Genomic DNA, 13,093 nt, shown 5'->3' with positions numbered 1-13,093 from the left:
GTAAGCGTCAAATAGACCCCACCTATGTTTTAGATGGGGCCTGGGTTATTATTTAGTTAAGTTTTTTAAATGAAATACAAGACACTGGTAGTGTCGTTGACCAAGGAAGTAGTTGGTCAAGGTTATCATGATCTGTCAGATCCAAGTTGGGAAGCTGCTCAAATAGATAGCGAAGATAGTAATATGGATTCAATCCGTTTGCGATCGCTGTCTCCACGATACTGTATATGATGGCACTGGCTCTCGCACCATTTGGTGTGTTACTAAACAGCCAAGCCTTCCTTCCAAGCACTACTGGCTTAATAGCCCTTTCGCTTCTATTGTTATCGATTTCTAATCGACCATCCTCTAGAAATGCCACTAACTTATCCCACTGGTTTAGACAGTATGTAATAGCTTTGCCGAGACCACTTTTAGGCAACACATGTTGTTCTTGTACTTTTAGCCATGACAAAAAAGAGTCTAGTATTGGTTTACTTTGCTCTAGACGTTGTTTATACCGTTCTTCCGGCTCTAATTCCTTTAACTTTCGCTCAATCGTGAAAAGTTGATTACAGAATTGGAGACCTTCGGTCGCAGCGACTGGTTTTATACTATTTGTAGGCAGTGCTTTTAAGACATCGGTAAAACCACGTCTGGCATGAGCCCAACAACCAACAAGTGTTACGTTTTCTACTTTATGATATCCGGCATAACCGTCGACTTGAAGAAAGCCTTTGAATTCCTTTAAGAAGTTCATTGGATTTTCTCCAGCTCTGGTTTCTTGATAATCATATAGTATGATGGGAGATCCCTCGACACCTGTACGGTATAGCCACAAATAGGATTTAGATGAAGCGGATCTACCTGGCTCTTGAAGCACTTGAAGAGTTGTCTCATCCGCACAAACAATGTCAAGCTTAACTAGGAGCTGATGCATCCGACTATATAGCTTGCTTAACCAACGATCTGCTCCGTACATCATCCAATTAGCCATCGTTTGACGAGATAATGTTATACCCAAACGATGTAGATGTTTTTCCTGTCTATATATAGGAAGTCCCTCTACATACTTTTGGCTCATGATATGTGCCAACATAGATGGAGATGCGAGACTTCCCGCAATGACTGGCTTCGGCATGGGCGCGGTTTGGATCGGCGTTTCAATGGCCTCCTGTTCACAATGGCGGCATGAATAAACATGGCGCACATGCTTCACCACTTTTACTTCAGCTGGGATATATTTTAATTCCTGACGGACTTCTGTACTCATTTCATGCAGGTTTCCACCGCAACACGAACAGACCTGCTCTTCATCGGATAAACGATAATCGATCGTTTCCACAGGCAGATTTTCTAACATCAACTGACGTTGGCCGCGTTTCTTCTTACGGCGGTAGGTGATGGTTTCTACGGTAGGTTCGGGTGATGCGAGGTCCGCTTCTTGTTCAACTTCATTAAAAAGAGTTAGTTCCAGTTGACCTGGAATGCCCTTTTCGCTAGATACACCAAAACGTTTAGACTGATGAAGGCGAAGCTGTTCTTGTAACCAACTAATCTTGGCTTCAGATTCACTTTTTTCCTTTTCTAGCTTCGCCTCTAAGTCTGCGTTTTTCTGTTCCAAGAGTTGAACGCGCTCGAGAAGTTCTTCAATTGTAGGAGTTGTGTTTGCTGTTTTCTTTGTCTTTTTCATGATTTCATTATACTATAAGATCCAACCGATTACTCTCATAATTTCATGTTTAAACGACAGTTTTTGCAGAAACGACGGGATGTGCTTTTGTCTGTTCTAATGATAAACCATCTAACAACCAATTCAATTGGCGACGTGAGATTTTATACGGACCTAAGCTCCCATGATCAGATGGCCAGTGAAATGTTCCACGTTCGAGTCTTCGGTAGTACAACCAAAATCCGTTGGTATCCCAATGAAGAATCTTGAGTTTATCGCGTTTCTTGTTACAAAAAACAAAAAGACTCGATGAAAAGGGATCTAGATTGAATTCCATCTGAACGATGATAGCTAATCCATCAATGGATTTTCTCATGTCCGTGCTACCTCGAGCGAGGTAGACACTCTCAATCGTTGATGCATTTAGCATATGGATTGAAGTGTCCTTACCACATCTACAAGCAGCTGGGGATCAAAGCCTTGTTTGACCTCTAACGCTACGTGACCAACATGAACAACTATGTTAGATTGAGAGTCTGTCATTGTTTCATCCATTTCTAATGTAATCCATTGTGAAGGGGTATTTGACGTGTCTTCGGTTGTTTTAAGCTTCTTCTTCCAATACCAGAATTGATGAATACTGACCTCGTTGGCTGCACACCAATTTGAAGCACTTAGTCCGCTTGTCATATAGTTAGCAATCCGTTTTTCCCATTCAACTCTAAGATCGGATCTCTTCATATAGCAAAACCTCCATTATGTGTAATCTCTAGGAGATTATCGCATATAAAAAAGCGTCAAACCATGTGGGTATAGTTTGACGCTTACTTATCAGATATGCCAGTGGAATGGGCGAATTTTAACGGATTGCCTTTATGTGTTGAAAAGAAAATTAGTAGGGTTCCAATTACACCAGGTAATGGATTAATCTCTCACTCTTATGTACATAGAAATGAGTTTACATTATCTAAAGATAATTTAAGCATTCTAATAGTAAATACCTTAAATAAAAATGATGGATTATATCGATTAGGTCTTGCTTTACAGAAAGAAATAGATGGGTATTTAATGCAAATTAATACTAAAGCTAATTATAGGGAAGCTTCAACTAAGGAAGAATTTATTTCAATAATTGAGGAAACTAAACCTGTAATAATGATTTATTATGGTCACGGTTCTTATGATTCTACAGACGATTTAGGGAAACTTCATATAGGTAATGATTTTATTACAGCGGTTGAAATAGAGAATATAATGCATACTCCACAAATTACTTTACTAGGTGCATGTGAAACTCAAGTACTACATGGTACCCATATGAATACGGCAGCTCTTTTTTTAGGTAATCTTTCTGTATCTGTATTGGGAACCTTTTTTCCAATTGATGGTTTAAAAGCTATGACATTTATAAGTGGTCTTATAAGAAACTTAGTAAATGCATTGACTGGTGTAGCTCCAGAATACTATTTAAATAGTTGGGATGATATTATTTTACAAACATATCGGTCTCATTATTTATTAGAACCGATTCATTCAATGGATTCCTATTTAATAAAAAGAGGAGAACGTCTAAATGATTATATAAAATCTCCCTTAATTGACTTCTTTCAAATTAAGGGGCAGAAAGAAATAAATGATTATACAGATATCTTACGAGATAGAGATAATATTTATAGGGAATTGTTCTCAAAACATAAAAAGTTAGCGGATGCGTTCCAGAGTATACAAGAAAATAATTTATTACTTCCAGAATCTTTATACTTTTCTTCTTTGGGATCTCCAGAAGTAATTAAACTAAAAAGAGAAAAAACAAGTGATACAATAAAGGTTTCGTTAAGTGAATATTTTAATTAGTTCTGTTATCAGATTGTTCTTTATTGCTTTTGTTAAATGAGATATGAATAGGCTACACTAAGTTGACAGATAAGGGGAGGGGAGGTAAACTTAGACAAATAAAAGGAGCTTGCTAAAATGACAAGTCAACGTCGAACTTTTACTCCCGAATTTAAACTCCAATTAGTGAAGCTATATGAAAAATTGAGCAAAGGTAAAGTCAAAATACTAATCCGTGAGAGGAGATAGTATCTCACGGAATCCTACCCAAAAATTTAGAAAAACAGGTCTTAAATCTAATAAATAGATATCTATCTGAACATGAAGAATATGAACTTTTTTCTCAAGACTATCAACCGATGATTGGTAATATTTTCAGACTGATTGAGATTTTTCCAAATCACATTTAACAATAGTACGATCAATCTCCTCTAAGTAACTTTCTTCGAGTAAGAATAAGACTACTATACCAATAAAAGTTTCAATGATTTAAGGGGTATTGATTTACTGGAGTCTTGTAATATTATTACTTTGCTTACTCTATAATTTTTATTTTTATATGCAGAATATACATTCATTTGTTCAATTATCTTATCATTAAGAAATAATTTGTCATACTCATCATTACTATCAATTTTAATTTTTACTTCTACCAATTCATTAGTTTCATTATTAAGATGAGAAAGATATCTAGTTAATCCGTAAAATAATCTCTCTGTTATCTCAATATAGAACAAATTTCTTAGTTCAGAAGAATTTTAAGCCCATTTTTGTTGCAGCAGTCAACGCATGTTCATTATTAATATTATTATGTTTATTCGTATATTTTCATTGATTACTGTATGTAAATTCTGTGCTCTTGGTAATTATCTTAAGACTGGATTAATTACCCTGATTATTGGAATACAAAGTATCCCAAAACCTGTTAAAGAAAATATTAACCGGCTTTCAACTACTGTTGCTAGATATCCTCCTAAAAGAGTTCCGATAGGCATTGCTATCACTCTGATACTATATAAAATTGAATTTACTCTTCCCAATAATCTAGAAGGAATTATTGATTGCGTAACACTAGCAAATAATACATTGGTTTGCATCAATGGGAATCCAAGCGAACCAAAAAAGATAGATGAAAAAATTGGTGAAGATATCCATCCTGAAAGTGACTAACATATGGCAACTCTTTTGATTGAGTCGGGTAGGCAAACTCTGACACTATTGCAATAATTGGTATTACAAATTTCCTTTCGAGACCCCTCACAAAAGTTTATATCGATTAGGCAATTTTCACTATCTGCTTTCGCCCAATATCGACGAACATAATACTTATCTGAATTTTCGGATAATCTCCATACAAGGAGAGAATCCTCTGACGTTCTAAAAATATTACCAGCAGGTAGCATAAAACCTATAACGGCCAACGAAGGTCTCCAATTCTGTAAGGAGCGTTATGAAGAACGTCTAAAATTAAGTAAACCAGTACATTATTCAACCTTAATTTTTAATAATGAATGACTTATATTTGACAAAAAAGCATCTCCACTTATGGAGTGAAATGAAAGAAGAACCAATATTACTTTAGAACATTAAAGCGGAATTTAAACTTTTTCTAATTTAGAACTATTAATCCTGTAAACAACATCACATATTTCTATATCTTCTTGATTGTGACTTGTTAAAAGAATAGTCTTACCTTCCTCTTTAAAACGAAGTAATAAATCACGGACTCTCTTAACACTATCCAAATCTAATGCATTAAATGGCTCGTCTAAGATTAATACTTCCTGATTCTCCATAATTGCCTGACTAATAGCTAACTTCTGCTTCATTCCTAGGGAATAATCCTTAGCCTTTTGAGTATAATTCGGATCTAAACCTACTAACTGCATTGTTTGAATAATTTGTTTATCATTAATTTTCCCTCTTATCAATGATAGCTCTTTTAAATTTTCAAAACCATTCTTATTAGCAATAAAACCTGGACGGTCTATAATAACCCCGAAATTTTCTGGGAACCTTTTACTCTTTCCTATCTCAGATCCTCTAATAGTTATAGTTCCTTTGTCTGGGAATATAAATCCACAAATCATTTTAAAAAGGACTGATTTTCCTGAACCATTCGGACCTACAAATCCATATATTTTCCCTTTTTCAATATCTAAACTAACACTATCAAACAATACATTTCCCTTAAAGCTTTTACTTACTTCTCTTACTGAAATAATAGACAATGATTTCGCCTCCATTTACCTATTTACACTTCTAGTAAAAAGGTATTTTATAATAGAATATACTACAAGACTAGTAATTAATAAGACCATGGTTATTCTTAATGTTGAATAACTTTCTAAATAAACAATGCTATTTAATCCTACAGGAATTACGCCTAACTGATTAATTCCTGGTAACATTAAAATCATAAAAATGCTCACTACAATTATCCCGTGACTTCCTTCTCTTCTTATCCAAGATACAATAAATACAAATAAAATATATAAAACGATTTGCAAGAATCCATTTATAAAATAATGATAAAAAACTGGATATAATGAAGATTCAAACACCGTAATTTTAGACTGAAAGTCTCTATCTGTGAGTATCCCCACTATAATAGACAAAGCTAATAATAGAAAGAGAAAAAAAGTAATAGTTAATAAAATTCTTTTGAACCAACTCCAAAACCATTTCTCTAAATTTCTAAAACGAATAATCCTATAAAATCCTAAAACATCTAATTCGTTGTTAATAGTAAAATTCACTAAATAGACTAGACCAAAATATACTATTGAGTAATAAAAATAACCAGCATAAGAAAAACTTTCTGCACTCGCTCCTCTAAAAGACATAACCCAAACATCAAATATAGTACCATCTATTGAATCTAAACTAACAGCAGAAGATAATATTCCCATAATACACAAAGAAATATAAATTATATATGATACATATGATTTTAGTAATTGTAAATATCTCTTATTATTAAAGTCAATAATATACAAATAGGTAGAAATAATCACCAATTCACAAATTAGAATGATTAATCCCCGTATTGGTGAATTAAACGAATGAATAAATTTTATAATTGATAAATAAGTTGTAGGTGATAAATATGAATACTCGCTTGGTACTATTTTAAAACCTATTATCCCCCCTACAAATATAGTTACACACATTAAAAGGAGAATATTTCTATTTTTAAAGGTCACATAAACTATGGACAATAACATATGTAGCACAGAGATTGCGAAAGCAAACAAAATTAATTGAAGAATAAAGACTATTAAAGGTGTTGAAAAATTGATAGATACTCCATTAAGAACATTATTTAGATTATCAAAATGACTGAATTGACTCCAACTCCAAGAATTAGGAAGTCCAATAGTTAAAAATAGACACATAAAAACCCATATCATTAAGAATATAGAGGATTGTATCCAAAATCTTTTAAAAGAGCTCAAAATCCATTTTTTTATTGATCCTATACGAATTAATACTTCATAATTAAAGTGCCCTAAGATAGTCGATGTAGAGAGAATTAAAGTTATAGGAACTACAAAATAAATTATTATATACATATCATTAAATAAATATAGAGAAATGTCCCAATTATTAATTTTCATACCATTAATAAAAGCAATCTCTACCAGTTGTTTCTTTAACAAAGTACCATAAAAGAAAATAAGTATCCCTATTACTAACCATTTAACACTTAATAATTCATCAAAGTATCTTCTTATTGAAAATTTAATGTCCATACTAAATCTTCCAATCTTCCTTATTTAGAACCACTAAAATTAATAGAATAATTGCTACTATCAAAAGAAATGCAAAAGGTATCATTGCTGTCCAAATTTCCTGTTGTTCAATGTTAAATGGAAATATAGTACTTATGGGAGAGAATCTGGCACCAACAATTATAGCCGTAATAAAATTGAAGATATGATAAAACAAAAATGGCAAGGATAACCCAATAAAGGTTCTACTTATTATTAGTAATAATAAGAAAGAAATAGTTGAGTATAAGGACGCGTTTAAACCCACCCATAATGAATAAACTATTCCGTAAACAAAATCTCCGTACACTAAAAGTTGAGAAAATGTAACATTATAATTATAATTACCTCCGTCAGCCGGTGTAAGCGATATCACATGTAATATATTAGGTTCAATATATACTGCAAATACAAAAGAAAAAAAGACCATTAAAAATATAATAGTACCTGTTAGAAATGCGTTCATTAGACCCTTACTTAAGATATATTGGTTTATTGGTATTCTAGACCGAGTGTATGTAATAAAGTTATTTTTCTGCTCTAGTACAAAGTTAGGTAAGTATATGAATACTACTAGTACAGGAAAAATCATAGGAATTATTAATCCAACCATTTCTTGAAAGACTTCAACAGAGGAATAATAAAGGTATCCTGTCCTGATAGGATAAAATGAACTAAGTGGAATTATTAATATAATAATTAGCCACTTTAATAGATTCTTACTATTAATAGAACGTTTAAATTCAGTTCTTAGCTGTCTGTTTAGCATTATCATTACTCCTTTTTACGGATTTATAAAAAAGTATATATTATTAGCTTATTATATTTATGTATTTTTTTCAATAATTGGTTTCATTTTGAAAAAATATGGTAATGGTATTGTAAAAATGCTATTATTTTCCTATAATTATATTAACCTCATTTATATAATGAGAAAAAATTAAAGGTAGTGTCAAAACTTCTATGAAAAAGTAACCTGAAGTCTTTTTCTTCTTTCCTTTTTGAAGTGGAGAGGCTCGCAATCGCTCTTGACAAACACACCAATGGTTTGAATTCAGGTTATCAAGGGCGAAGGGGACAAAAGAAGGCATGCCAAATAAGCCCTTGATTTTTTCCATTTTAAACCATTGGCAAGTTCGGTTTGTCAAGAGTTCGCTCCGCCGATTGCTGGTTCAGGGCTCAGCTAAACAAAAGCTAGGTTGTTTGTTCTATAATCCAATCTTGAGCTAATCCAATTAGCTTAGTCCATCTTGCTGGCATATTGGGAAGCTGAAGTAACTCTGGATGAATCACAGGTACTTTTCCTTCTAAGGCTGAATGAGGCCGTAGAAAGTTAAAGTATGCGACAAACAAAGTGACGAAAGAAACAGATCCATGATCAGATCCAAACCCATGAGTCGAGCGATAATTTCCTTTAAACGTTCGATTGAGTCGTTCAATAATTTGCTTGAGTGGTCGGTATTCTGTTGATACTGGATCTTCGTTGGTTAATCCAATGACTTGCTTCACATCAAACGAAATATCATGTTGGGCAAAGAAATGTTGGGCTAATAGGTAAATCGGATTGCCATCTACAATAAAAGTGAGGTTTTTAGGGATTTCTTTCATCTTTAGAAGAACCTCATCGATAGCCAGAATGGCTGACTGAGTATCTCGATTAGGAGAAACAGGATAAGACAGAATAATCTTTTTTACGGCATCAAAAAAGAAGAATAAATAATGCCAGCGACCTTTCACTCGAATGTAGGTCTCGTCTCCACAGAATTGATCAGAAAGCTCATAAGGATAATGGTCCACATAAGGTTTAAGCATCAGTGCTACGCTATTTTCGTAATTCAAAATGCTTTGGTGGGAGATGGATACACCATGTACATCCTTCATGAGTGCAGCTGTTTTACGGGCTGACAACCCATAGTTCACATGGTAGGTCAAAATCAGTCCCAATGTATGTGGCGACACATATAGTCTTGATAAATCCAACTTTGGTTTCTGAGGTGAACGCTTCGATAAGGGTTGGTAATCGATACGAAACTGACGGAAAATATAACGCATTTTAAATGCCTGTGGATCCTTTTTAAACTGTTTTTTCTCTTTTGAAGATAGTCCATTTTGTTTCTTTTGGTAATAAGAACAGTCGTTGTTTTTACACTTGAATACATCGAAATCTTTTCTCTCTTTGACCTTTTCAAGCGTTTTAGCACAGTGAGGACATTTTAAAATTGCCTCTTTTGAATAATGATTTTTTTGGTTAAACAAACATGCACACACCTTGCATTGATACTGTCCCTTGTCTCCGTTATTTGCATAAAGAAAATCAGATGGAGCACCACACTTTGGACATTTTATGCTGGAAGGAACAGTTGTTTTTGAATTTGAGTGTCTTCGAACAGGTTTAAGGGGTTTCCCATTTTTCTCCTGATACTCATTCAAAAGAAGTTTATAATCAAACTTTTGTAGGGTTTCGATGATTGGGAGGTCGTCTACCTGTAGTTTTCGATAAGGCTTATTTACAGGTTTTTCTACAGGTTTATCAAACATACTTTTCCCAATCAAAAGAGTTAATAATGTTCGAATAACCTGATCTTGGTACTTAATAAAAGTAAGTAAATAGGTTATAATTTGAGGGTACAATTTGTCACTTCCTATTCTAGGTTGTTGGGTGTGTGGTAACCTCAATTATCCTTAGAATTCAGGGGGTGGCAATTTTTTTGCTCAAAAAGCCCGCTATTATAGGATATAATAGCCTATTTCTATATAAAGTTTTGACAATACGAAATTAAAAAGGGGGATATAGATATGAAAAAAAGTAAAGGAGTTATTCTCGGATTAGCTCTAGCACTACTAGTTGCTGGGGGGGTAACTCAGGCGGCATCTAAGGTTACTAGATTTAATGTAAATGTGGCACCTTTTAACGGTTCTGCATATACAGGTTGGGATCGGGTGAGCGGAACTATACAATATGTTGAATCGATCCATTATTCTTTATTTAGCGTGGGTGGGGATTATACTGTAGATTTAAGAGCTCAAAGAGCTCATGACAACGCCAGAACTCCTTGGGCGCGTAATCAAGGAGATAATTCTGGAGCCACTTGGTACACAAATTATACAGCTAATCACGATCATTACTGGAGACTTGAAATAAGTAATGATTTGACAACGCCGGTGAAAGTTAATGTTCAAGGATTTTTCACTACTTATTAAGAAACAATCATAAAATTTAGAAAATTACAAACGTTGGTTTTTAAAGTTCCATTCCATTCTATTTAGTTTAATTTTGCATAAAAGAACAAAGTAATATAACTAAAAGAAAGGCAAATTAGTTTAGAATCTTTATTTTCGTAATCATACGAAAGCAGGTAAATTAAAAATTCTATCTTTTTTGTATAGCTTGTCTAAAAATACGCCTGCAATTTGCAGACGTATTTTTAGACAGTAGACAAAGTACTTTTTTGTCATTTTTTAGTATTATATTAATAATACTAAACGTAGTTTTATTTGTCTATATTATATTATTCGTAAAATTTATATTATACGAATAATTAAAACAAAAAAATCTCCCCCCCCTTTTTCAATTGACGAGTGAAACAAATATACTGAATCTTATAATCCTGCAATACCAAATAATAAAACAGTAAATATCACTCCAAATGACTTCATTTTCTTACTCATAAAATAATGAATATGCATTTCTTTTCTTAAAAGTTAAACATTTCTTTATATTCCATATCTAATTGATATTCCGCATTGGATAAAAAGTAAATAATATTTAGGATTTCATTTTCTGGTGTATCATAATACTCGCTAGTAATGATTGAATTGTCCGAGAAATCAAAGGAATAGAGATTTTTTTGAAGCTGATAGAATACGAGATTTACTGAATAAAAAAGGTTATTAATAGAGGATACTTCTCAAGGGCCTCAGAATTTGAGTGATAAAAAAATAAATAGATGAGTTAATTTCATAATTCGAGCTTTTAAAGAAACACAGACTTACAGAATTTTATCTCCTATAAAATTTTTAAGCTGCTTGTTGCTTACTTAACTTACGGTTAATCCTATCTGCTCCTAACTTGGAAGCATTGTAAACAAGCGTTACGAGATCAAAATGGACTTTCGCTCTTTTCCCAGTACGATAACGAACATTGTTGAGCTGGAAATAACCTTTAAGATAGGCATTTACTCGCTCAACCGCTGTACGTCGTTTAAAGATGGTTTTCCAAGTTTTTGATCCACGGGCTGGTGCGGTATATCTTCTAAGATTGGTTGTGATTTTTACTTTGTATACTTTCTGGCAAAGACCATCATTCGCTAACGGACAGTCTTTACACTCTTTTGGACGTGTATATTTTAATGTTTCATACTGATGATCAAAGCTATCGTAACGGTAAGAATGCTCTCGAACACATGTAGGGGCGAAGTGCTTATCAAATCCAATAGGTTCGGGTTCATTCCGCTTATTATAAGCAATCACAGATTGATGCCCCATTCGATGAATTTGGGTATAAATCGCTTCAAAATCATAACCTGCATCCATTGTTTGATAACGCATGGAAGGAAACAAAACGTGTTCGTGAAGTCCTTTTAATAAAGGGATTGCAGCTTTTCCATCATTTAAATTAGCGGAAGATAGAAGAGATTGAAAGATATACTGACTCTTTGTCCCTACAGCTAAATGAGCTTTGTAGCCATACCAAAAAACATTTTTTCCTTGGCTGTTTTTCTTGATTCCCCATTGAGGATCTTGAGGAATTTCAGCTCGAAGTTCATCCAGAGGAATATCTAGTTGTTCTTCTATTTTCTTGTCATAAAGTGGAAGGTTGGCTTCCTGTTCTGCTTTTTCGATAAGCCATTGTTCACGCTCTTCTTTTGATTTACGTCCACGTTTTTTCGGTTCCGATTTTGGCTGTTCTTCCTTTGGAGGTGCTGCATCTTTGGCTAGTACATGAGTGGCATCAATGGCAACTGTGTCATCCTCCACAAAGCCTTCTGAAATGGCTTGATGGAGCAGTGTTCCTTGCACATTTTCAAGAACATCGGATTCACAAAGAACAGTAATCATTCTAGAATAAGCTGCTTCTGAGGGGATAGAGTCTGAAACTAAAAACCCACAGTCGAGACGAAAGATCATGTCATATTTTAACCGTTTCACTAAATCCTTAATAAACGGAATTCGCTCAGTAATTCTAGCGATGAGCGAATAAATCATCGCTGCATAGTTTAGCCCAACAGGCCTTCCAAAACGCGATTTCTTCGTTACCACAGCGAAGATTGGTTCGATGTCAATGGTAGAAAAAACAGCTTCAAACCGTTGGGTAGGTTCTAAATGATATAATTCTTGTAGGTCAAATAGGCTTCCTTGTCGTATAATAGTCATAGGGAGTCTTCCTCCAGTCTTATTAGTTTGTGTAGTGCTTACTAAATTCGACATTTTGGGGAGGTACTCCTTTTTTTGTGTCTCTGAGACCTTGAGGCTCTAAGCGTTAAATTTATGAAATTGATTCAATTATTTAACAAAAAAAATTAATGAAGCGGAATTGCCTTTCATTAAAACAAGGAAAAATCCAATTACACCACATACATTGAGACACGCCTTTGCGCAAATAAGTTCGGATCAAGGAGCGAGTTTGGATCAAATTAAAATTGCGTTAGGTCACAAATCAATACAAACAACATCTATTTATCTGCAGAAGAAATCAAGAAGAGAAAACAATGCGGGACATGCTTGGAAAAATTCAAGTATCATTAATTCATTGTGATTTACAGGTGACAATATAAAAAAAAGGGTTGTATATTCTGAACTGGCACCCATGTCAAGGACACAATAAAAAAAGAGATTA

The 13,093-nt window shown here is 33.8% G+C and carries 12 protein-coding genes; 4 read left to right on the top strand and 8 right to left on the bottom strand.

Annotation, left to right across the window (positions count from 1 at the left end; translation table 11 throughout):
• Window positions 1-52 precede the first annotated feature (52 nt).
• From tnpC to tnpA, 3 genes are read right to left on the bottom strand one after another with little or no spacing between them, the layout of a single operon-like run.
• Window positions 53-1,672 (bottom strand): IS66 family transposase, encoded by a 1,620-nt coding sequence (gene tnpC / locus ADJ83_RS11600; RefSeq protein WP_048717388.1) that lies wholly within the window; start codon window positions 1,670-1,672, stop codon window positions 53-55.
• Window positions 1,673-1,721: 49 nt separating this feature from the next.
• A complete protein-coding gene (gene tnpB, locus ADJ83_RS11595; protein ID WP_031540354.1) occupies window positions 1,722-2,081 on the bottom strand; it encodes an IS66 family insertion sequence element accessory protein TnpB in 360 nt (119 codons plus the stop codon).
• On the bottom strand, window positions 2,075-2,392 hold the full coding sequence (gene tnpA / locus ADJ83_RS11590; protein WP_031540353.1) for an IS66 family insertion sequence element accessory protein TnpA: 318 nt from the start codon (window positions 2,390-2,392) through the stop codon (window positions 2,075-2,077). Before tnpA ends, tnpB begins: the two co-directional genes overlap by 7 nt.
• A 102-nt stretch (window positions 2,393-2,494) precedes the next feature.
• Here tnpA and ADJ83_RS11585 point away from each other — a divergent pair, with 102 nt between their 5' ends.
• Entirely contained in the window at window positions 2,495-3,505 is a 1,011-nt protein-coding gene (locus tag ADJ83_RS11585; protein ID WP_155986789.1) for a hypothetical protein, read from the top strand.
• A 768-nt stretch (window positions 3,506-4,273) separates the two neighbouring features.
• Window positions 4,274-4,654, top strand: coding sequence for a hypothetical protein (locus tag ADJ83_RS11580; RefSeq protein WP_031540093.1), 381 nt, complete (start codon window positions 4,274-4,276; stop codon window positions 4,652-4,654).
• A gap of 428 nt (window positions 4,655-5,082) precedes the next feature.
• Here the strand turns inward: ADJ83_RS11580 and ADJ83_RS11570 are convergent, their stop codons facing one another.
• The 4 genes from ADJ83_RS11570 to ADJ83_RS11550 form a co-directional block, all read right to left on the bottom strand.
• Window positions 5,083-5,715 (bottom strand): ATP-binding cassette domain-containing protein, encoded by a 633-nt coding sequence (locus ADJ83_RS11570; RefSeq protein WP_109769485.1) that lies wholly within the window; start codon window positions 5,713-5,715, stop codon window positions 5,083-5,085.
• 15 nt (window positions 5,716-5,730) lie between these two features.
• Window positions 5,731-7,239: a hypothetical protein gene (locus tag ADJ83_RS11565; protein WP_031540090.1), complete on the bottom strand. Its 1,509-nt coding sequence runs from the start codon at window positions 7,237-7,239 to the stop codon at window positions 5,731-5,733.
• Between the two features lies 1 nt (window position 7,240).
• A complete protein-coding gene (locus tag ADJ83_RS11560; protein ID WP_031540089.1) occupies window positions 7,241-8,026 on the bottom strand; it encodes an ABC transporter permease in 786 nt (261 codons plus the stop codon).
• Between the two features lie 425 nt (window positions 8,027-8,451).
• Window positions 8,452-9,888: a DDE-type integrase/transposase/recombinase gene (locus ADJ83_RS11550; RefSeq protein ID WP_031540087.1), complete on the bottom strand. Its 1,437-nt coding sequence runs from the start codon at window positions 9,886-9,888 to the stop codon at window positions 8,452-8,454.
• A gap of 165 nt (window positions 9,889-10,053) precedes the next feature.
• Here ADJ83_RS11550 and ADJ83_RS11545 point away from each other — a divergent pair, with 165 nt between their 5' ends.
• Window positions 10,054-10,458 (top strand): hypothetical protein, encoded by a 405-nt coding sequence (locus tag ADJ83_RS11545; RefSeq protein WP_031540085.1) that lies wholly within the window; start codon window positions 10,054-10,056, stop codon window positions 10,456-10,458.
• 816 nt (window positions 10,459-11,274) lie between these two features.
• Here the strand turns inward: ADJ83_RS11545 and ADJ83_RS11540 are convergent.
• The gene (locus tag ADJ83_RS11540; RefSeq protein ID WP_048717801.1) at window positions 11,275-12,630 is read right to left on the bottom strand and encodes an IS1182 family transposase; all 1,356 of its coding nucleotides are present in this window, start codon (window positions 12,628-12,630) and stop codon (window positions 11,275-11,277) included.
• 160 nt (window positions 12,631-12,790) lie between these two features.
• On the opposite strand from ADJ83_RS11540, the gene ADJ83_RS24905 reads away from it, so the two are divergent.
• Window positions 12,791-13,012 (top strand): tyrosine-type recombinase/integrase, encoded by a 222-nt coding sequence (locus ADJ83_RS24905; RefSeq protein WP_275044148.1) that lies wholly within the window; start codon window positions 12,791-12,793, stop codon window positions 13,010-13,012.
• Window positions 13,013-13,093: the final 81 nt, after the last annotated feature.

The organism is Bacillus sp. 522_BSPC (genome assembly GCF_001076885.1).
GTDB lineage: Bacteria > Bacillota > Bacilli > Bacillales > Cytobacillaceae > Niallia > Niallia hominis.
This window is presented reverse-complemented; position numbering and strand designations above follow the sequence as displayed.